19 protein-coding genes are annotated in these 21,858 nt (G+C 59.6%); 3 read left to right on the forward strand and 16 right to left on the reverse strand.

The window, feature by feature from the left end; genetic code table 11:
* Positions 1-38 precede the first annotated feature (38 nt).
* From rnhB to rpsB, 15 genes are all read right to left on the reverse strand, one after another.
* A complete protein-coding gene (gene rnhB / locus HBR93_RS16695; protein ID WP_057439893.1) occupies positions 39-671 on the reverse strand; it encodes a ribonuclease HII in 633 nt (210 codons plus the stop codon).
* Positions 668-1,807 carry a lipid-A-disaccharide synthase gene (lpxB, locus tag HBR93_RS16700; RefSeq protein WP_057439895.1) on the reverse strand — a complete coding sequence of 380 codons (1,140 nt, stop codon included), beginning with the start codon at positions 1,805-1,807 and terminating at the stop codon, positions 668-670. Before lpxB ends, rnhB begins: the two co-directional genes overlap by 4 nt.
* Positions 1,808-1,809: 2 nt before the next feature.
* Entirely contained in the window at positions 1,810-2,586 is a 777-nt protein-coding gene (gene lpxA / locus HBR93_RS16705) for an acyl-ACP--UDP-N-acetylglucosamine O-acyltransferase (protein ID WP_032858160.1), read from the reverse strand.
* Entirely contained in the window at positions 2,583-3,023 is a 441-nt protein-coding gene (gene fabZ / locus HBR93_RS16710) for a 3-hydroxyacyl-ACP dehydratase FabZ (RefSeq protein WP_029297270.1), read from the reverse strand. Before fabZ ends, lpxA begins: the two co-directional genes overlap by 4 nt.
* 110 nt (positions 3,024-3,133) lie before the next feature.
* Positions 3,134-4,189, reverse strand: a complete 1,056-nt coding sequence (lpxD, locus tag HBR93_RS16715) for a UDP-3-O-(3-hydroxymyristoyl)glucosamine N-acyltransferase (RefSeq protein WP_115127530.1) — start codon at positions 4,187-4,189, stop codon at positions 3,134-3,136.
* 3 nt (positions 4,190-4,192) lie between these two features.
* A complete protein-coding gene (locus tag HBR93_RS16720; RefSeq protein WP_003219314.1) occupies positions 4,193-4,696 on the reverse strand; it encodes an OmpH family outer membrane protein in 504 nt (167 codons plus the stop codon).
* 45 nt (positions 4,697-4,741) lie between these two features.
* A complete protein-coding gene (bamA, locus tag HBR93_RS16725; RefSeq protein WP_057958697.1) occupies positions 4,742-7,129 on the reverse strand; it encodes an outer membrane protein assembly factor BamA in 2,388 nt (795 codons plus the stop codon).
* A 74-nt stretch (positions 7,130-7,203) separates the two neighbouring features.
* Positions 7,204-8,556, reverse strand: a complete 1,353-nt coding sequence (gene rseP, locus HBR93_RS16730) for a sigma E protease regulator RseP (RefSeq protein ID WP_169960720.1) — start codon at positions 8,554-8,556, stop codon at positions 7,204-7,206.
* A 35-nt stretch (positions 8,557-8,591) separates the two neighbouring features.
* Positions 8,592-9,782 carry a 1-deoxy-D-xylulose-5-phosphate reductoisomerase gene (gene ispC / locus HBR93_RS16735; protein ID WP_057958695.1) on the reverse strand — a complete coding sequence of 397 codons (1,191 nt, stop codon included), beginning with the start codon at positions 9,780-9,782 and terminating at the stop codon, positions 8,592-8,594.
* Positions 9,779-10,585, reverse strand: coding sequence for a phosphatidate cytidylyltransferase (locus HBR93_RS16740; RefSeq protein ID WP_057439903.1), 807 nt, complete (start codon positions 10,583-10,585; stop codon positions 9,779-9,781). Before HBR93_RS16740 ends, ispC begins: the two co-directional genes overlap by 4 nt.
* Complete coding sequence (uppS, locus tag HBR93_RS16745) at positions 10,585-11,340, reverse strand: polyprenyl diphosphate synthase (protein ID WP_057439905.1); 756 nt, start codon at positions 11,338-11,340, stop codon at positions 10,585-10,587. Before uppS ends, HBR93_RS16740 begins: the two co-directional genes overlap by 1 nt.
* Before the next feature lie 17 nt (positions 11,341-11,357).
* Positions 11,358-11,915: a ribosome recycling factor gene (gene frr / locus HBR93_RS16750; RefSeq protein WP_057439907.1), complete on the reverse strand. Its 558-nt coding sequence runs from the start codon at positions 11,913-11,915 to the stop codon at positions 11,358-11,360.
* Positions 11,912-12,655, reverse strand: a complete 744-nt coding sequence (pyrH, locus tag HBR93_RS16755; RefSeq protein WP_003172271.1) for a UMP kinase — start codon at positions 12,653-12,655, stop codon at positions 11,912-11,914. Before pyrH ends, frr begins: the two co-directional genes overlap by 4 nt.
* Before the next feature lie 211 nt (positions 12,656-12,866).
* Positions 12,867-13,730 carry a translation elongation factor Ts gene (gene tsf / locus HBR93_RS16760; protein ID WP_003172264.1) on the reverse strand — a complete coding sequence of 288 codons (864 nt, stop codon included), beginning with the start codon at positions 13,728-13,730 and terminating at the stop codon, positions 12,867-12,869.
* 193 nt (positions 13,731-13,923) lie between these two features.
* A complete protein-coding gene (gene rpsB / locus HBR93_RS16765) occupies positions 13,924-14,664 on the reverse strand; it encodes a 30S ribosomal protein S2 (protein ID WP_029297291.1) in 741 nt (246 codons plus the stop codon).
* Positions 14,665-15,050: 386 nt separating this feature from the next.
* Here rpsB and map point away from each other — a divergent pair, with 386 nt between their 5' ends.
* The 3 genes from map (at position 15,051) to dapC (ending at position 19,949) form a co-directional block, all read left to right on the forward strand.
* Entirely contained in the window at positions 15,051-15,833 is a 783-nt protein-coding gene (gene map / locus HBR93_RS16770) for a type I methionyl aminopeptidase (protein ID WP_032858167.1), read from the forward strand.
* A gap of 67 nt (positions 15,834-15,900) precedes the next feature.
* On the forward strand, positions 15,901-18,603 hold the full coding sequence (locus HBR93_RS16775; RefSeq protein ID WP_115127527.1) for a [protein-PII] uridylyltransferase: 2,703 nt from the start codon (positions 15,901-15,903) through the stop codon (positions 18,601-18,603).
* Positions 18,604-18,749: 146 nt separating this feature from the next.
* Positions 18,750-19,949 carry a succinyldiaminopimelate transaminase gene (dapC, locus tag HBR93_RS16780; protein WP_057439911.1) on the forward strand — a complete coding sequence of 400 codons (1,200 nt, stop codon included), beginning with the start codon at positions 18,750-18,752 and terminating at the stop codon, positions 19,947-19,949.
* 80 nt (positions 19,950-20,029) lie between these two features.
* On the opposite strand, the gene HBR93_RS16785 is transcribed toward dapC, so the two are convergent.
* Positions 20,030-21,673 carry a Na+/H+ antiporter gene (locus HBR93_RS16785; protein ID WP_169960721.1) on the reverse strand — a complete coding sequence of 548 codons (1,644 nt, stop codon included), beginning with the start codon at positions 21,671-21,673 and terminating at the stop codon, positions 20,030-20,032.
* Positions 21,674-21,858: the final 185 nt, after the last annotated feature.

Genomic DNA, 21,858 nt, shown 5'->3' on the forward strand with positions numbered 1-21,858 from the left:
GGATTGTACCGGGCCTTGAGTAAAACATCAGCCTGCGCCTAAAGCTCGACCAGGCTTTCGCGCACCTCATAAGCCTGGCGTACCGGGGCAAACGAGCGGCGGTGGATCGGCGTCGGGCCCAATCGAGCCAGGGCTTCCAGATGAACGGGCGTCGGGTAGCCTTTATGGCCGCCTATGCCGTAGCCCGGGTAGATCAATTCGAACGCTGCCATCTCACGGTCACGACTGACCTTGGCCAGGATGGAGGCGGCGGCAATTGCCGGCACCTTACTATCACCCTTGACCACCGCCTCGGCCGGCATCGCCAGCTTCGGGCAGCGATTGCCGTCGATCATCGCCAGCTTGGGGGTGATGTGCAGGCCCTCGACGGCGCGCTGCATGGCCAGCATCGTGGCATGCAGGATGTTCAGTTCGTCGATTTCTTCGACTTCGGCCCTGGCGATATGCCAGCTGAGGGCTTTTTCGCAAATTTCATCAAAAAGCTTTTCACGACGGGCTTCGGTGAGCTTCTTCGAGTCGTTGAGACCGAGGATCGGACGATTCGGATCAAGAATCACCGCCGCCGTGACCACCGCGCCGCACAACGGGCCGCGCCCTACTTCATCGACACCGGCGACCAGTTCGTGGGTTTGGGCGACCAGGCTGAAATCCAGGCCCATTTGCGTCTTCATAGGGTTTCCTGCTGGCGGCCGATCAAGGTCAACACGGCGTCTGCGGCCTGGTTCGACGCATCACGGCGCAAGGTACGGTGAATTTCGTCAAAGCCACGGGTCTGCTCTTCGCCACCGTCGATCAACGGCAGAATGGTCTGGGCCAAGGCCTCGGGGGTAGCAGCGTCCTGCAGCAACTCCGGCACCAACAACCGCTGGGCCAGCAGGTTGGGCAAGGAGATGTACGGGCTTTTGACCATGCGCTTGAGAATCCAGTAGGTCAGCGGCGCCAGGCGATAGGCCACAACCATCGGCCGCTTGTAGAGCAAAGCCTCCAGCGTGGCGGTACCGGAGGCGATCAACACCGCATCACAGGCCGCCAGGGCCAGGTGCGAACCACCGTCGAGCAGGGTCAACGGCAGGTCACGTCCTACCAGCAAAGCCTCGATCTGTGCACGCCGTTGCGGGCTCGCGCACGGCAGTACAAACCGCACCCCGGGTTTCAAGGCCAGCAGACGCTCGGCCGCATCGAAAAACAGTGCGCCCAGGCGCCCGACTTCACCGCCACGGCTACCGGGCATTAACGCCACCAGCGGCCCGTCGGGCAGGCCCAACTCGGCGCGGGCGGCGGCGCGATCAGCCTGCAGCGGGATGGTATCGGCAAGGGTGTGGCCGACAAACCTGACCGGCACGCCCTTCTCTTCGTAGAACCGCGCCTCGAAAGGCAGCAGGGTCAGCATCAGGTCGCAGCCTTCGCGGATCTTCAGCACACGCTTTTGCCGCCACGCCCATACGGACGGGCTGACGTAATGCACGGTCTTGATCCCGGCCTGACGCAGTTTGAGTTCGATATTGAGGGTGAAGTCCGGTGCGTCGATACCGATAAAGACGTCCGGTTTTTCTGCAATCAGGGTCTGGATCAGCAGTTTGCGCCGAGCCAGCAGCTCGCGCAGGCGCCCCAGCACTTCCACCAGCCCCATGACCGACAAACGCTCCATGGGAAAGTAGGAAGTCAGGCCTTCGGCCTGCATCAGCGGGCCGCCGACCCCAATGAATTCAACGGCTGGATGCTGCGCCTTGATGGCGCGCATCAGGCCAGCGCCGAGGATATCGCCGGAAGCTTCTCCGGCAACCAATGCAATACGCAGCGTGGCCATGATCAGCGGGTGATGCCGCGAGTCGATGCCTGGATCGAATCGCGGAAGATGGCAACTTCTGGAAACAGCGCCGCCGGCTCGGCCAGCTCGGCCAGCGCCTGGTCAACCGTCAGCCCCTGGCGATACACCACTTTGTAAGCGCGGCGCAGGGCGTGGATGGCATCTTCGCTGAAACCACGTCGGCGCATGCCTTCGAAGTTCATGCTGCGGGCTTCGGCAGGGTTGCCAAAAACCGTGACGAACGCCGGTACATCCTTGCCAATAGCGGTACCCATGCCGGAAAAGCTATGGGCACCAATATGACAGTACTGATGCACCAGGGTGAAACCGGAAAGAATCGCCCAGTCGTCAACGTGCACATGGCCGGCCAGCGCAGTGTTATTGACGAGGATGCAGTGGTTGCCGATCACACTGTCGTGACCAATATGGGCGTAGGCCATCACCAGATTGTGATCACCCAGGGTCGTTTCCGCCCGATCCTGCACTGTGCCACGATGAATGGTCACGCCTTCACGAATGATGTTGTGATCACCGATTACCAGGCGGGTTTCCTCACCCTTGTACTTCATGTCCGGCGTATCTTCGCCTACCGAGGAGAACTGGTAGATGCGGTTGTGTTTGCCAATGCGGGTCGGACCCTTGAGGATCACGTGCGGCCCGATGACAGTCCCCTCGCCGATTTCCACACCTGCGCCGATGATCGACCAGGGGCCGACCTCAACGTCGGCGGCCAGCACGGCCGTCGGATCGATGATTGCGCGAGGGTCAATCAAACTCATAGTTTGCGTTCCGCACAGATGATTTCGGCGGAACACACAGGCTTGCCGTCAACGGAGGCCTGGCATTCGAATTTCCAGATCTGGCGCTTGCAGCTCACGAACTTGGCTTCCAGGATCAACTGGTCACCTGGGGTGACCGGGTTGCGGAAGCGCAGCTTGTCGGAGCCCACGAAATAGTAAAGCGTGCCATCGGCAGGCTTGAGGTCGAGCATTTTAAAACCGAGGATACCAGCGGCCTGGGCCATTGCCTCAATGATCAACACGCCCGGCATGATCGGATGCGCGGGAAAGTGACCGTTGAAGAATGGTTCGTTGATGCTGACATTCTTGTAGGCACGAATGCGCTTTTCCTCAACATTCAGTTCCACTACACGGTCCACCAGCAGGAACGGGTAACGGTGAGGCAGGTATTCGCGAATCTCGTTGATGTCCATCATTTCGGGGGGAAGCCTGTAATAAAGATTGGGAGCGCGCGGACTAAGGCACGCCCCTCTAGCAAATCAAGAAGGCAGTCTAGCTGCTGTGCACACTTGATATGGAAATGGTATCAGCCATCTGATGAAACATTACTGCCAGGGGTCACGTCCCCAACACGCTTTTCCAGATGTTTCAGGCGCCGCGCCATGTCGTCGAGCTGCCTTAAACGGGCCGCGCTCTTGCGCCACTCGGCCGCGGGTTGCATCGCTGTACCGGAAGAGTAGGCCCCTGGCTCGGTAATCGAGTGGGTCACCATGGTCATGCCGGTAATGAATACGTTGTCGCAGATTTCAATATGGCCCACCAAGCCGACACCGCCGGCCAGCATGCAATGCTTGCCGATCTTGGTGCTGCCAGAGATGCCGACACACGCGGCCATGGCCGTGTGATCGCCAATCTGTACGTTGTGGGCGATCTGGATCTGGTTGTCCAGCTTCACACCATTGCCAATCACGGTATCGGCCAGGGCCCCGCGATCGACGGCAGTGTTGACGCCAATCTCCACATCATCACCGATCAGCACACCGCCGACCTGGGCGATCTTCTGCCAGATGCCCTTCTCGTTGGCGAAGCCAAAGCCTTCGCCGCCGATCACGGCACCCGACTGAATCACCACTCGCTGCCCGATACGCACATCGTGGTACAGGGTCACGCGCGGCGCGAGCCAGCCACCTGCACCGATTTCACTGCGGGCACCGATAAAGCAATGGGCTCCGACAGTCACACCGGCGCCAATGCGCGCACCACTCTCGATCACCACAAAAGCCCCGATGCTCGCCGCAGGATCTACCTGAGCATCATCGGCGATGACAGCAGAAGGATGGATACCAGGAGCCGCTTTGGGTTTCGGATCGAACAGGTGCGACACCCGCGCGTAAGCCGCGTAAGGGTCAGCCACCACCAGCGCATCCCCGGCAAACGTCTCGGCGTCAGCGGCCTTCAGCAATACGGCTGCAGCCTGGCTGTCGCCCAGGTATTTACGGTATTGGGGATTTGCGAGGAAGCTCAACTGAGCTGGGCCAGCCTCCTGCAAGGTGGCTAGCCCAGTGATTTCCTTCTCCGGGGAGCCACGCAAGGTAGCCCCCAGGAACTCGGCCAATTGACCGAGTTTGATAGTCGCGGTCATGGCTTACTTCAGCTGGTTCATGCGCTCGATCACCTGGCGGGTGATGTCGTATTGAGGCTTGACGTCAATCACGGCGCCACGCTCGAAGACCAGGTCAAAGGCACCTTTCTTGATGACTTCTTCCACGGCGCTGTCGAGTTTTGGCTTCAGTTGCTTGAGCATTTCACGGTCAGCAACAGCCTTGGCTTCGTTCAGCTCCTTGGACTGGAACTGATAGTCACGGGCCTTTTGCTTGAACTCAAGCTCCAGACGCTCGCGCTCGCCTTGCTGCATTTTATCGCCACCGGCGACCAGACGATCCTGGATGCCCTTGGCGCTGCTTTCCAGGGTCTTGAGCTTGGTCAGTTGCGGACCAAATTTCTTCTCGGCATCCACGGCGTACTTCTTGGCCGCATCGGATTCCAGCAGAGCCATCTGATAGTTCAGGACGGCGATTTTCATTTCGGCAAACGCCGGGGTCGCTACCAGCACAGTTGCCAGAAGAACCAATTGAGTCAACTTACGCACGATGCACTCCTACAGAATCCGTTGTCGTTATCTTGGGTCGGACGCTTAGAACGTCTGGCCGAGGGAAAATTGGAAAATCTGGGTTTCAGCGTTATCCGGTTTCTTGACTGGCATCGCCAAGGCGAAGCTCAGCGGACCCAGGGCAGTAATCCAGGTCACACCCACACCCACGGAACTGGCCAGATTGCTCAAGCTGACGTCGTTGCACTGGGTGTTGGACTTCAAGCCGCTTGGGTTACGGATCTGCTCGCACTTGGAGTCGAATACGTTACCCACATCCCAAAAGACCGAGGTCCGCAGGGAACGCTGGTCCTTGACGAACGGCAGCGGGAACAGAATTTCAGCACCACCTTGAATCAGCACGTTACCACCGAATGGCAGCGGATCATTGTCCGAGTCACGCACGGTGCCGACGTTACCGGTTTCGGCAACACCACGGCTTGGCGTACCACGCGGACCCAGGGTGCTGTCCTTGAAGCCACGTACCGAGTTGAAACCACCGGCGTAGTAGTTCTCGTAGAACGGCAGGCCATCGGTCGAACCGTAGCCATCACCATAGCCCAATTCCGTGTGCAGGCGCATGGTGTAGTTATCGCTCAACGGCGTGAACAACTGGCCACGGTAGTCGAGTTTGAAGAACGACAGGTCGCTACCTGGGGTGGTGGCTTCCAGGGTCAGGCTCTGGGAATGACCACGGGTCGCCAGCACGCCTTTGTTCAGGGTGGACTCGGACCAACCGGCCGAGGCCTTGAAGTTGAGGAACTTGTCACCTTCACGACGGGTGAAGTCGAAGATCTCGTCCACGGTGTAGACACCGGTCTTGATCTCATCCTGCTGCGCGGTCAGGCCGAAGGTCAGACGCGAAGTCTCACTGATCGGGTAGCCCACGTTGACACCGGCACCCAGGCTGTCGATCGCATAGCTTGCAACGTCGACGTCGAGGTCTTTGTAGTCGGTGGTGCGGTAGAAAGCGTTGTAGCCCAGGCTCACACCATCAGCAGTCCAGTAGGGGTCCACATAACCGAAGTTGTAGCGGCTCTGGTATTCACTGCGGGTCAGGCCGATGGAAACCTTGTTACCAGTACCCAGGAAGTTGTTCTGGGTGATCGAGCCACCAAGGATCAGGCCTGCACTCTGTGCAAAACCGACACTGGCGGTGATCGAGCCGGAGGCTTGTTCTTCCACGGCGTAGTTCACGTCGACCTGGTCATCCACACCCGGTACGGCCGGGGTTTCGACGTTGACTTCCTTGAAGAAGCCCAGGCGCTCAAGACGGGTCTTGGACTGGTCAATCAGGTAGGTCGAAGCCCAGCCACCTTCCATCTGACGCATTTCACGACGCAGCACTTCGTCCTCGGACTTGGTGTTGCCACGGAAGTTGATGCGGTTGACGTAGGCACGCTTGCCTGGATCGACGACAAAGGTGATGTCCACAGTGTGGTCATCATCGTGTGGGGTCGGCACGCCGTTGACGTTTGCGAAGGTATAGCCTTCGTTACCCAGGCGACGGGTGATCAGCTCGGAAGTCGTGGTCATCAGCTTGCGCGAGAACACCTGGTCCTTCTGGACCAGCAGCAGGGACTTGACCTGGTCTTCAGGCACTTTCAGGTCGCCGCTGAGCTTCACGTCACGAACGCGGTACTTCTCGCCTTCGTTGACGTTGACGGTGATGTACACGTGTTTCTTGTCCGGGGTAATGGACACCTGGGTCGAAGCGATATCCATGTTGATATAGCCACGGTCCAGGTAGTAGGAACGCAGGCGCTCCAGGTCACCGGAGAGTTTTTCACGGGCGTACTTGTCGTCGTTCTTGAAGAACGACAGCCAATTGGTGGTCTTGAGTTCGAACAGGTCGATCAGGTCGTCGTCGGCGAACTTGGTGTTACCCACCACGTTGATGTGCTGGATCGCCGCCACAGTGCCTTCGTTGATGTTGACCTTCAGGCCGACACGGTTGCGCGGCTGCGGCACCACTTCGGTTTCCACGGAAGCGGAGTAACGGCCCTGGGCAACGTATTGACGTTGCAGCTCGTTACGCACGCCTTCGAGGGTGGCACGCTGGAAGATCTCGCCTTCGGCCAGGCCGGACTGTTTGAGACCCTTCATCAAGTCTTCAGTGGAGATCGCCTTGTTACCTTCGATCTCGATACTGGCGACAGAAGGCCGCTCGACGACAGTGATGACCAGGACGTTGCCTTCACGACCCAGTTGGATATCTTGAAAGAAGCCGGTTTTGAACAGCGCACGAGTGGATTCCACCAGGCGACGGTCGTCAGCCTGTTCCCCAACGTTCAACGGCAAGGCGCCAAAGACGCTACCCGCGGAAACCCGCTGGAGGCCGTTGACGCGAATATCGGAGATGGTGAAGGACTCGGCGTGAACTTCGGCGATCATCAATACGGTGAGAACCGCAGTTAGCAGCAGACGTTTCATGAAGTCCTTTCTTATTCCAACTGGCAATAAACAAACTGCCGCAAAATGCGGCAGATTCGCAATTCAGCGAAGCGTTACAGACGTCCCAGATCGTTGACCAAGGCTAACAACATCACCCCGACCACCAAACTGATACCGATCTGTATCCCCCAACCCTGCACCCGATCCGACAAGGGGCGACCACGCACCCACTCGACGAGATAAAACAACAGATGCCCCCCATCCAATACTGGAATGGGCAACAAATTCAGAACTCCTAGGCTAATACTCAGATAAGCCAGGAAATTCAGGAAATCAGCAACGCCCGACTGGGCAGAAGCGCCCGCCACTTTAGCAATGGTTATCGGTCCACTCAAGTTTTTTACCGAGAGCTCGCCGAACAACATTTTCTTCAGCGAATCGAGGGTCAGCACACTCATGGTCCAAGTGCGTCTTGCACCTTCGCCAATTGCAGCCAACGGCCCGAAGCTGACCTCCCGCACCATCGATGGCGGCCATTCGACACCTTTGACCCCGGCACCCAGGTATCCGCCGGCTGCCTTGGCCTCTCCACGCACCGCGAGGGTAACAGGGACGTCGATTTGAGCACCGTCGCGCTCAACTTTCAGCACAATTTTCGTATCAGGACGTACACGAACCAGATCGACCACTTGCTGCCAGTCACCTAGCACCTGACCATCCAGGGCCAGCAAACGATCACCGGTCTTGAGGCCGGCCGCCTGGGCCGGCCCCTTCGGATCGAGCTCAGCCAACACCGGCGGCAGTGCCGGGCGCCATGGACGAATGCCGAGGGACTTGATCGGATCAGGCTCATCAGCGCCCTTGAGCCACTTGTCCAGGACCAGCTCGCGCGGTGTCTCGGCCGTGGAGTCCTGCTCGCGCACTACCAGTTGTACGGTGCCGCTCTCACCCAGGCGGCGAACCAACTGCAGATTGACCGCCCCCCAGCCTGTAGTAGGCTCGCCATCAATAGCAACAATTTCCTGCCCGGCGCTCAAACCGGCCTTGGCGGCGATGCTGCCCACCTCCACCGCACCGATGACCGGCCGCACTTGCTGGCTGCCCAGCATTGCCAGGACCCAGAAGAACACCATGGCCAGCAAGAAGTTGGCGATCGGGCCGGCAGCCACGATAGCGATCCGCTGACGAACGGTCTTGCGATTGAAAGATTGATCCAACTGATCAGCCGGCACTTCGCCTTCGCGCTCGTCGAGCATCTTGACGTAGCCACCCAGGGGAATAGCGGCAATCACGAATTCGGTGCCCTTGCGGTCGTGCCAGCGCAGCAGCGGCATGCCAAAACCCACGGAAAAACGCAGGACTTTGACGCCACAACGGCGCGCCACCCAGAAATGACCGAATTCGTGGAAAGTGACCAGCACACCCAGAGCAACCAGGGTGCCGATAATCATGTAGAGCGCACTCATCTAATCTCTCCGCATTCCAATCCAGCGCCTGCCGACTAACCTGCGTGGCGTTTCAACCATTGCTCGGCCAAGACCCGGGCCTTGGCATCCGCCTCGAACACGGCGCCCAAATCATTCACGGCAACCACCGGCTCAAGGCTCAAAATTTCCTCGATGATACTCGCGATCTGTGGAAAGCGGATGCGCCGATCAAGAAACGCAGCAACCGCGACCTCATTGGCCGCATTGAGCATCGCCGGAGCGCTGTTGCCCGCCTCTGCCGCCTCACGTGCCAGGCGCAGGCAAGGGAAGCGCTGATCATCCGGTGCTTCGAAATCCAGGCGGGCAATAGCAAACAGGTCCAGGGGCGCCACACCCGAGTCAATCCGCTCTGGCCATGCCAGGGCATTGGCAATCGGCGTGCGCATGTCCGGGTTGCCCAACTGGGCCAGCACCGAGCCATCCACGTAGTCGACCAGGGAATGAATCACGCTTTGCGGATGAATCACCACTTCGACCTGATCGGCGCGAGCATCAAACAACCAGCAGGCTTCGATCAGTTCCAGGCCCTTGTTCATCATGCTGGCCGAATCCACCGAGATCTTGCGCCCCATCGACCAATTGGGATGAGCGCAAGCCTGATCGGGAGAGACGTGCTCCAGCTCGGCCAGCGGCGTCTGACGGAACGGGCCGCCAGAGGCTGTCAGCAGGATACGCCGTACGCCGACCTGACTCAGGCCGCGGGCAAAATCGCCCGGCATGCACTGAAAAATCGCGTTGTGTTCGCTGTCCAGCGGTAACAGTACCGCTGCGCTCTTGCGCACGGCCTGCATAAACAGCGCACCGGACATGACCAGCGCTTCTTTATTGGCCAACAGGATCTTTTTGCCAGCATCCACCGCTGCGAGGGTTGGACGCAAACCCGCGGCGCCGACAATAGCAGCGACCACGGTATCCACTTCAGAGGCAGCGGATACCTGGCACAAGCCCTCCTCACCGACCAACACCTGGGTCGACAGACCCGCAGCCCGCAGATCGTCCTGCAAACCACGGGCAGCGGTCCCATCCGGCACCACTGCGAACTGCGGCCGGTGCCGCACGCACAGCGCCAACAGCTCGCTCAAGCGACTGAAGCCGGTCAGGGCAAATACCTGGTAGCGCTCAGGGTGACGGGCAATCACATCCAGCGTGCTCAATCCGACCGAGCCGGTTGCCCCCAGCACGGTTACCTGCTGCAGGCGGCTCACGAAGCGGCCATCCACAACAATACGGCAAACACCGGGATCGCCGCCGTCAGGCTGTCGATGCGGTCCAGCACACCGCCATGGCCCGGCAGCAGGTTACTGCTGTCCTTGATGCCAGCCTGGCGCTTGAACATGCTTTCGGTGAGGTCGCCGACCACCGAGATCAGTACGACCACCGCCGCGCCCATCAGGGCCAGGAGGATTTGTTTGCCCCCCCAATCACGCATAACGCCAACAACCAGGGTAATCAACAACGTCAGGGCCAGCCCGCCGTATACCCCTTCCCAGCTCTTGCCGGGGCTGACCGCCGGGGCCAGCTTGCGCTTGCCAAAGGCACGGCCGGAGAAGTACGCACCGATATCCGCGCCCCAGACCAGGACCATCACCGCCATGATCAACCAGTTGCCCAGGGCCATATGCTTGATATAGACCAGGCCCTGCCAGGCCGGCAGCAGGATCAGCAGGCCGATCACCAGCTTGCAGGCGACGCTGGACCACTTGCTGCTGGTCCGCGGGTAGGTCAATACGAGGAATGTCGCCAACGCCCACCACAGCACCGCCGCCCCGAGCACCCAGGGTGCGACATCCGGCAGGATGTACATCAGGAACAGCAACAACGCGACAACGGCGGCGTACACCACCCGCGGCAGTTGTTCGGCAAACCCTGCCAGGCGCGCCCATTCCCAGGCGCCCAGGGTCACGACCAGACCAATGAACAGCGCAAAGCCTGCGCCTTCGAGCAGGAAAAACCCGCACAGGGCGATCGGCAGCAGGATCAGTGCTGTGATGATTCGTTGTTTAAGCATTAAACCCGGGCTCCAGCTTCGATCTGCTCGCTCGTTTTACCGAAGCGACGCTGACGGGAAGCGAAATCGGCCAGCGCATTACGCATGGCATCGTGTTTGAAGTCCGGCCAGAACAGGTCGGAGAAGTACAGCTCGGTATAGGCCAACTGCCACAACAGGAAGTTGCTGATGCGGTGCTCGCCACCGGTACGGATGCACAGGTCCGGCAACGGCAGGTCGCCGGTCACCAGACAGGTTTGCAACAACTCGGGCGTGATGTCTTCCGGCCGCAGATGACCGGCCTGCACTTCACGCGCCAGGCGCTGGGCGGCCTGAGCAATGTCCCACTGCCCACCATAGTTGGCGGCGATTTGCAGGACGAAGCGGTTGCTGCCAGCAGTGATAGCCTCTGCCTCACGCATGGCCGTCTGCAGTTCCGGATGGAACCGCGAGCGATCGCCGATGATACGCAGGCTGATGTTGTTGTCGTTCAGGCGCTTGGCCTCACGACGCAAGGCCTTGAAGAACAGGTCCATCAAGGCGCTGACCTCTTCGGCCGGGCGCTGCCAGTTTTCACTGGAGAAGGCAAACAAGGTCAACACCTCGACCTTGGCCTCGGCACACACCTCGATCACGGCCCGTACCGCATCGACACCCGCTTTATGCCCGGCGACACCCGGCATAAAGCGTTTTTTCGCCCAGCGATTATTCCCATCCATGATGATCGCGACATGGCGCGGCACCACAGAGGGCACAGTCTGCTTGGTCTTTTCCATGAAGGCGTCCTGACCCCTTATACGGCCATCAGGTCCTTTTCTTTCTCTTCCGTGGCCTTGGTGATCAGGGCCTCGGATTCCTTGGTCAACTTATCGATATCGGCGATTGCACGACGCTCTTCGTCTTCGCTGATTTCTTTGTCCTTGACCAGCTTCTTCAGGTCACCCAAGGCATCGCGACGGATGTTGCGCACGGCAACACGAGCATCTTCAGCTGCGCTGCGCGCCTGCTTGGTGAAGCCCTTGCGGGTTTCTTCGGTCAGGGCCGGCATGGAGATCAGCAGCAACTCACCCAGGTTGGTCGGGTTGAGGTTCAGGCCAGCGCTCTGGATAGCCTTGTCGACGGCAGCGAGCATGTTGCGCTCGAAGGCCACGACCTGCAGGGTGCGCGAGTCTTTTACGGTCACGTTGGCCACGCCGCTCAGCGGGGTGTCGGAGCCGTAGTAAGGCACCATCACGCTGCCCAGGATGCTTGGGTGGGCCTTGCCGGTACGAATCTGGCCAAACGCGTGGTTCAGAGACTCCAGGGATTTTTGCATACGCGCTTGGGCGTCTTTCTTGATTTCATTGATCATTGTTGGCCTTCCTCGATCAGAGTCCCTTCTGCGCCGCCGTGTACGATATTCAGCAGGGCGCCGGGCTTGTTCATGTTAAATACGCGCAGCGGCATCTTATGGTCGCGGCACAGGCAGATTGCCGTCAGGTCCATCACACCCAGCTTGCGATCCAGCACTTCATCATAAGTCAGATGATCGAACTTCTCGGCATGCGGGTCTTTGAATGGATCGGCAGTGTAGACACCATCGACCTTGGTGGCCTTGAGCACTACGTCGGCATCAATTTCGATGGCACGCAGGCAGGCAGCCGAGTCGGTGGTGAAGAACGGGTTGCCGGTACCGGCGGCAAAAATCACCACCTCTTTGGCATTCAGGTGGCGCATGGCTTTGCGGCGATCATAATGATCGGTCACACCCACCATGGAAATGGCCGACATCACGATGGCCGAGATGTTGGCACGCTCCAGGGCGTCGCGCATGGCCAGGGCGTTCATCACAGTGGCCAGCATGCCCATGTGGTCGCCAGTGACCCGATCCATGCCAGCAGCACTGAGCGCAGCGCCACGGAACAGGTTGCCACCACCGATCACCAGGCCGACCTGGACGCCGATACCGACCAGTTGGCCGACTTCCAACGCCATGCGGTCAAGCACCTTGGGATCGATCCCGAACTCTTCCGAGCCCATCAGGGCCTCGCCGCTAAGCTTGAGTAGAATGCGTTTATAGCGAGCCTGATAACCACTGCCCTGCTGAGCCATTGCGAATCTCTCCTGCGGCGTATTTTTAAAAAATTCTTGGCGAGCCGTTTACGGCTTGCGTTCACTCTAGCTGGACGCTGTCACAGCGCCATCGGAACACGGCTTTGTAAGCCAGTTCCAAAGGGAAGCCAAATAAAATTGAGCATCCCATTTGAAAAGAGGCTGCGCGCGTGAGCGGGCAGCCTCTCTTGGGCGACAGTTGAAAACTGTCTTATTGCTTAGCGGCAGCCAGCTGGGCAGCAACTTCTTCAGCGAAGTTGTCGACCGGCTTCTCGATGCCGTCGCCTACTTTGAAGTAGGTGAAGGAAACGATTTCAGCACCGGCTTTCTTGGCCAGCTCGCCAACCTTGATTTCAGGGTTCTTGACGAACGCCTGCTCAACCAGGCTTGCTTCGGCCAGGAACTTGCTGATACGGCCTTTGACCATGTTCTCAACAATGTTTTCTGGCTTGCCTTTGATTTTTTCTTCGTTCAGCTGCAGGAACACAGCTTTTTCGCGCTCGATCGCTTCGGCAGAAACTTCCGAAGGCAGCAGGAACTCAGGGTTGCTGGCCGCTACGTGCATAGCGATGTCTTTGGCCAGCTCAACGTTGCCGCCCTTGAGGACAACTGCAACACCGATCTTGTTGCCGTGCAGGTAACCACCGACAACATCACCTTCAACGCGCACCAGACGACGGATGTTGACGTTTTCGCCAACCTTGCCGACCAGTACCAGACGATCAGCTTCTTGAGCGGCGATCAGCGGAGCGGCGTCAGTCAGTTTGTCGGCGAACGCTTTTTCAACGCTAGCAGCAACAAATGCCTTGAAGTCGTCCTGCAGAGCCAGGAAGTCGGTCTGCGAGTTCACTTCCAGCAGAACGGCAGATTTACCGTCTTCCTTCAGAGCGATAGCGCCTTCAGCAGCGACGTTGCCTGCTTTCTTGGCAGCCTTGATCGCGCCCGAAGCACGCATGTCATCAATGGCTTTTTCGATGTCGCCGTCAGCCTTTTCCAAGGCTTTCTTGCAATCCATCATGCCTTCGCCAGTACGCTCACGCAGTTCTTTAACCAACGCTGCAGTAATTGCTGCCATTTTCAAATTCCTCTTGGATAGGTTTTCAACCATTCCACCCGACTTGTACGGGCGTTCAATTCTTCCCGAACCACCCTTGTTAACCGCTGCACGTTACAGATGCTGTAGCTGTGCCGCTCACAAATGGTTTTCGAGGTGGCAAAAAGGGGGCCAAGCCCCCTTTTTGCTTACTGAGTCAACGCCAGGGCGTCAATTACTCAGCTGCAGCGACCGGTGCTTCTTCAGCAGCGAACTCTACGGTGCCGCCGCCAACATTGTTGCGGCCACGGATTACAGCGTCAGCCATCGAACCCATGTACAGCTGGATAGCGCGGATTGCGTCATCGTTGCCTGGGATGATGTAGTCAACGCCTTCCGGGCTGCTGTTGGTATCGACTACGCCGATAACCGGGATACCCAGCTTGTTGGCTTCGGTGATCGCGATGCGCTCGTGATCAACGTCGATAACGAACAGTGCGTCAGGCAGACCGCCCATGTCCTTGATACCACCCAGGGAACGATCGAGCTTTTCCAGGTCACGGGAGCGCATCAGCGCTTCTTTCTTGGTCAGCTTGGCGAAAGTACCGTCTTCGGCTTGCACTTCAAGGTCACGCAGACGCTTGATGGAAGCACGGATGGTTTTGAAGTTGGTCAGCATGCCGCCCAACCAGCGGTGATCGACGTACGGCGAACCGCAACGTGCTGCTTCTTCAGCAACGATCTTGCCAGCGGAACGCTTGGTGCCGACGAACAGAATCTTGTTTTTGCCCTGGGCCAGGCGCTCTACGAAAGTCAGAGCTTCGTTGAACATTGGCAGGGTTTTTTCAAGGTTGATAATGTGGATCTTGTTACGCGCGCCGAAAATGTATTTACCCATTTTCGGGTTCCAGTAACGGGTCTGGTGACCGAAGTGCACACCGGCCTTCAGCATATCGCGCATGTTGACTTGGGACATGATAGTTCCTTAATAAGTCGGGTTTGGCCTCCACGTATCCCAATGACCAACCAGCGGCTTCAAGGCCTCCGGCACCCAGGTCATCGTGTCGACACGTGTGTGGATTTAAGCTTTGCGGGGTATCCCCGGAAAGCGGCGCATTTTATACCACAGCATCGGCAAAAACGAAACCCGCAATCGCACTTGCTTGCCGCCAGCGCCACCCAAGCCATTGAATCAGGTGAAAATACCCACACCTTATAGAGAGAAGCGATAGCCAGACACTCATGGTTTACACCTTGCGTCTGTTAGAATCGCGTTTTTTGGGCTTGTGCGAACGCTGCACCTTTTTGTCGCACGCCCGTAAACCGTATTGATTTCAGCGCGTCGCGCTAGAGAGAGCCTGTATGACCGTTACCCTGAAAACCGCCGAAGACATCGCTGGTATGCGCGTTGCCGGCAAACTGGCGGCCGACGTACTGGAAATGATTGCCGAACACGTCAAGCCCGGCGTCACCACCGAAGCCCTGGACCGCATCTGCCATGACTATATTGTCGACGTGCAGAAAGCCATCCCCGCGCCGCTGAACTACAAAGGCTTCCCCAAGTCGATCTGCACCTCGATCAACCACGTGGTCTGCCACGGCATCCCTGGCGACAAGCCGCTCAAGGACGGTGACACGCTGAACATCGACGTCACCGTGATCAAGGACGGCTATCACGGCGACACCAGCCGTATGTTCCATGTCGGCAACGTGCCGGTGTGGGCCGAGCGTCTGTCCCAGGTCACCCAGGAATGCATGTACAAGGCCATTGAGCTGGTCAAGCCGGGCTGCCGCCTGGGCGACATCGGTGAAGTGATCCAGAAGCACGCGGAAAAGAACGGCTTCTCGGTAGTCCGTGAATTCTGCGGCCACGGCATCGGTAAAGTGTTCCACGAAGAGCCACAGATCCTGCACTACGGCCGTGCCGGCACCGGCATGGAACTCAAGGCAGGCATGACGTTTACCATCGAACCGATGATCAACCAGGGCAAGGCCGACACCAAGGTGCTGGGCGACGGCTGGACGGCCATCACCAAGGACCGCAAGCTCTCGGCGCAGTGGGAACACACCCTGCTGGTCACCGAGACGGGCTATGAGATCTTCACCCTGCGCGCCGACGACACGATTCCCCGCGTTTCGGCCTGATGCTTGCTGCGGGCTTTCCAGATAGCAATGTTGTGACCTACACCTAGATAGAAAGGAAAGCCGATCAATGCCCCAGGTGGATCCCGAACTCTTCGACCGTGGCCAGTTCCAGGCGGAACTGGCGCTGAAGGCCAGCCCCATAGCAGCCTTCAAGAAGGCCATCCGCCAGGCCCGCGAGGTGCTCGACGAGCGCTTTCGCAGCGGCCGGGAGATTCGCCGGCTGATCGAGGATCGCGCCTGGTTCGTCGATAACATCCTGCAAAAGGCCTGGGAGCAGTTTGATTGGAGCGAGGACGCCGATATCGCCCTGGTGGCCGTCGGCGGCTACGGCCGTGGCGAACTGCACCCCTACTCCGATATCGACCTGCTGATCCTGCTGGACAGCGCCGACCATGAGATCTTTCGTGACTCCATCGAGCGTTTTCTGACGCTGTTGTGGGATATCGGCCTGGAAGTCGGCCAAAGCGTGCGTTCGGTGGCTGAATGCGCCGAAGAAGCCCGCGCCGACCTGACCGTGGTCACCAACCTGATGGAAAGCCGCACCATCTGCGGCCCCGAGCGTCTGCGCCAGCGCATGCTGGAAGTCACCAGCACCGCGCATATGTGGCCGAGCAAGGAGTTCTTCCTGGCCAAGCGCGCCGAGCAGAAAGCCCGGCATCACAAGTACAACGACACCGAATACAACCTGGAACCCAACGTCAAGGGCTCGCCCGGCGGGCTGCGGGATATCCAGACCATTTTGTGGGTCGCCCGTCGCCAGTACGGCACCCTGAACCTGCGGGCCCTGGCCGGCGAAGGTTTTTTGGTGGAGAGCGAAAACGCCCTGCTGGCCTCGTCCCAGGAGTTCTTGTGGAAGGTGCGCTACGCCCTGCACATGCTGGCCGGACGCTCCGAAGACCGCCTGCTGTTCGACCACCAGCGCTCCATCGCCACCCTGCTGGGCTTCGAGGGCGAAGACGCGAAGACCAGCATCGAAAGCTTCATGCAGCAGTACTACCGGGTGGTCATGAGCATCGCCCAGCTCAGCGACCTGATCATCCAGCACTTCGAAGAAGTAATCCTGGCCCCCGAAGACGAAGCGCCGCCACAACCGATCAACGCCCGCTTCCAACTGCACGATGGCTATATCGAGGCACGTAACGACAACGTGTTCAAACGCACGCCGTTTGCCATGCTGGAAATCTTCGTGCTGATGGCCCAGCAACCGGAAATCAAGGGCGTGCGCGCCGATACCATCCGCTTGCTGCGGGAAAACCGTCACCTGATCGACGACGAGTTCCGCCACGACATCCGCAACACCAGCCTGTTTATCGAGCTGTTCAAGTGCAAGGTCGGCATTCACCGCAACCTGCGGCGCATGAACCGCTACGGCATCCTCGGGCGCTATCTGCCGGAGTTCGGTTTTATTGTCGGGCAGATGCAACACGACCTGTTCCACATCTATACGGTCGACGCCCATACCCTGAACCTGATCAAACACCTGCGTAAGCTGCAATACACCCAGGTGTCAGAGAAATTCCCGCTGGCCAGTAAGCTAATGGCCAAGTTGCCCAAGCCTGAACTGATCTACCTGGCCGGCCTGTATCACGATATCGGCAAGGGCCGGCATGGTGACCACTCGGAAATCGGCGCAGTGGATGCCGAAGCCTTCTGCCAGCGCCACCAGTTGCCGCAGTGGGACAGCCGCCTGATCGTCTGGCTGGTGCAGAACCACCTGGTGATGTCCACCACCGCCCAGCGCAAGGACTTGTCCGACCCGCAGGTGATCCATGACTTTGCGCAGATCGTCGGCGACGAAACCCGTCTCGACTACCTGTACGTGCTGACCGTCTCCGACATCAACGCCACCAACCCGACCTTGTGGAACTCGTGGCGCGCCAGTCTGTTGCGCCAGCTCTACACCGAGACCAAGCGCGCCTTGCGCCGCGGCCTGGAGAACCCGGTGGACCGCGAAGAGCAGATCCGCCGCACCCAGAACGCGGCCCTGGATATCCTGGTGCGCGGCGGCAACGACCCGGACGATGTCGAGCAACTCTGGTCGCAGTTGGGGGATGATTACTTCCTGCGCCACACCGCAGGCGACGTGGCCTGGCATACCGACGCGATCCTGCAGCAGCCGGCCGACGGCGGCCCATTGGTGCTGATCAAGGAAACCACCCAGCGCGAATTCGAAGGCGGCACGCAGATCTTTATCTATGCGCCGGACCAGCATGACTTCTTCGCCGTGACCGTGGCCGCAATGGACCAGTTGAACCTGAACATCCATGACGCGCGGGTCATTACCTCCAGCAGCCAGTTCACCCTCGACACCTATATCGTGCTCGACACCGAAGGCGAGTCCATCGGCGACAACCCCGAACGCGTGAAGAAGATCCGCGAGGGCCTGACCGAGGCCCTGCGCAACCCGGACGACTACCCGACCATCATCCAGCGCCGGGTACCGCGCCAGCTCAAGCACTTCGCCTTTGCGCCTGAGGTGACGATCCACAACGATGCCCAGCGCCCGGTGACGGTACTCGAGCTCAGCGCCCCCGATCGCCCTGGCCTGCTGGCGCGGATCGGCGGCATTTTCCTGGAGTTTGACCTGTCGTTGCAGAACGCCAAGATTGCCACCCTGGGCGAGCGGGTCGAAGACGTGTTTTTTATTACCGATGCCGACAACCAGCCACTGTCCGACCCTGAACTGTGCCGCCGCTTGCAGGACGCCATCGTCGCGCAATTGAGCGTGAATCAGGAGCCTGGCGCGGAGTTGTCCAGAATAACCATTTGAGTTGAATTTAATTTCCCTGTGGACGCGGACCTTGTAGGGGCTGGCTTGCCTGCGATGCGGGCGGCGCGGTGTATCTGGTGCACCGAGGCGATGCCATCGCAGGCAAGCCAGCTCCCACAGGGCCGCGCTCAACGATAGAGGCCCCGATGAATAACGCCCTGAACCAACTGCAACCCTACCCGTTCGAGAAATTGCGTGCCCTGCTGGGCAGCGTCACACCAAACCCGGACAAGCGCCCGATTGCCCTGTCCATTGGTGAACCCAAGCACAAGTCCCCGGATTTTGTTGCCCAGGCCCTGGCCAACAATCTGGATCAGATGGCGGTATACCCCACTACCCTGGGGATCCCCGCGTTGCGCGAGGCCATTGGCACCTGGTGCGAACGGCGTTTCGACGTGCCCAAGGGCTGGCTGGACCCGGCGCGCAATATCCTGCCGGTCAATGGCACCCGCGAAGCCCTGTTCGCCTTCACCCAGACCGTGGTCAACCGGGGTGACGATGCCCTGGTGGTCAGCCCGAACCCGTTCTACCAGATCTACGAAGGCGCAGCGTTCCTCGCCGGGGCCAAGCCGCACTACCTGCCGTGCCTGGATGAAAACGGCTTCAACCCGGATTTCGACGCGGTCTCGGCCGATATCTGGAAACGTTGCCAGATCCTGTTCCTGTGCTCACCCGGCAACCCGACCGGCGCACTGATCCCGGTCGACACCCTGAAAAAACTGATTGCCCTGGCCGACCAGTACGACTTCGTGATCGCCGCCGACGAGTGCTACAGCGAGCTGTACTTCGACGAGCAAACCCCGCCGCCAGGCCTGCTCAGCGCCTGCGTCGAGCTGGGCCGCCAGGACTTCAAGCGCTGCGTGGTGTTCCATAGCCTGTCCAAGCGCTCCAACCTGCCGGGCCTGCGCTCGGGGTTTGTGGCCGGAGATGCGGAAATCCTCAAGGCCTTCCTGCTGTACCGCACTTACCACGGCTGCGCGATGCCGGTGCAAACCCAGCTGGCAAGCATCGCCGCGTGGCAGGACGAGGCTCATGTACAGGCCAATCGTGACCTGTATCGGGAAAAATTCGACGCCGTACTGGCGATTCTCAAGCCGGTACTCGACGTGCAAAACCCCGATGGGGGCTTCTACCTATGGCCGAACGTCGAGGGCGACGATGCCGCGTTCTGCCGCGATTTGTTCGCGGAAGAACATGTGACCGTGGTGCCGGGCTCGTACCTGTCGCGGGAAGTGGATGGCTTCAATCCAGGGGCCGGACGGGTGCGCCTGGCATTGGTTGCGCCATTGACCGAATGCGTTGAAGCCGCCGAACGGATGCGCAACTTCATCCAGCGTCGTCGTTGATGACAGGGGCCACTCCCGCCCGGTAGCGGCCTGCGCGTTGAGATCGCGCAAGGGCAACGGGGGTAAGTCAGCCCACTCGGTTATTTCTGGGTCCCCAGGTTGGCCTCACTCATATCCAGGTCAGCCAGCACTTCGCGCAGCACGTCATCGCCAATCTGGTGGTGACGGCTCAGGCTATACAGCTCCAATCGCTGCGCGCGCAGGGCCTTGAGCCGTAACTTGCGCTCCAGATGATCCATCTGCAGCGCCAGCGCCTGGGCTTCGGCCGAGTCATTGAACACCTCCAGTTGATGGCGATATTCCGACATGATCCGTGCCTTGAGCTCTGCCGCCAGTGCAGCCTGGGCCGCATCCAGGGGCGCCGCGTCGGCGGCCTCCTCTGCTTCCAGGGCATGAATCGCGGCTTCGGCGGTTTTCTTCCAGGCATCACGCACCTCGCCGCGCCGCTTGTCATCCGGGCTCTTCTCGATCCCCCGCAACAACAAGGGCAAGGCGATACAGGCGGCGACCAATGACAACAGGATTACCCCGGCGGCAATGAAGATCAGCAGGTCGCGCTCGGGAAACGCCTGGCCAGGCGCCATCAGCAACGGTACCGACATCACACCGGCCAGGGTCACCGCCCCGCGCACCCCGCCAACCGTCAACAACCAGCAGGACCGCGCGGTGGGCACCAGTGTCAGCTCACTTTTACCGCGCAGGCGACGCAGCAGACCGGACAGACGCCAAATGCTCTGTACCCAGATAAACCGCAACACCAACAACACCAGGAAGATCGCGATCACGTCCAGGCAGCGATAGAACAAGGTCGGCCACAGCGTGGCTTCGTGGCTGGTCACCGCCTTGATGATGTCCGGCAACTGCAGGCCCAGCAGCAGGAAGATCAAACCGTTGAAGGCAAACTCCAGCAACGACCAGACACTGCGATTGAGCAAGCGTGTACTGGTCTGGCGTGGCAGCAGGTCCAGCCAGCTCTGCATCATGCCCGCCGCCACGGCCGAGAGAATCCCCGAGGCGCCCAGGCGTTCAGCCAACACATACGCCGCAAACGGCAGCAGCAACATAAACACCACATGGGTCGCCGGATCATCCCAGCCCCGGGCAATCATCCAGGCCCGCAGGCGCCCCACCAGCCAGCTCAAGGCTACGCCAATGGCCAGGCCACCGACCGCCACCAGCACAAATGTCAGGCTGGCATCGGCCAGGGAAAATACCCCGGTCAACGCGGCCACCAGGGCGAACTTGAAGGTCACCAGGCCCGACGCATCATTCATCAAGGCCTCGCCCTGAAGCATGTGCATCAAAGGCGTGGGCAAGCGGTTCTGGGAAATCGCCGACACCGCCACCGCATCCGTCGGCGACAACACTGCCGCCAGGGCGAAAGCCACCGGCAAGGGAATGCTCGGCAACAACCAGTGGATAAAGTACCCGGCGCCCACCACGGTAAACAGCACCAGCCCCACGGCCAACGTCAGGATCGGCCCACGCAGGCGCCACAGCTCACGCTTGGGCATGCGCCAGCCATCGGAGAACAGCAACGGCGGCAGGAACAGAAACAGAAACAATTCAGGGTCCAACGCCACATGCAGCCCCAGGGTCGGCCACGCCAGCAAGGCACCAGCGCCAATCTGCACCAACGGCAACGGCAAAGGGATCACACGCCCGACCAGACGCGAAACGCTGACCAGCATCAGCAGGATAAGAACGGTGTAGGCGGTTTGCATAAAGCGGGGTTCCCGGACAATCGACTTGCAATGACACACTTGAGGCAACAACGCGCCTTTGAAGTGCCATATTAGCTGCCTATGCTGTTGCCGGGCTTTTGCACATAAGTCGCACCTCGTACCGTAAGGAGTGACGAGCGGCACCCAAACTGTTTTGTCGTGGCATAATCCGTGATCGTTTGTTT

Origin of the sequence: Pseudomonas sp. WS 5411 (assembly GCF_012985595.1) — a bacterium.
Taxonomy (GTDB): Bacteria; Pseudomonadota; Gammaproteobacteria; order Pseudomonadales; family Pseudomonadaceae; genus Aquipseudomonas; species Aquipseudomonas shahriarae.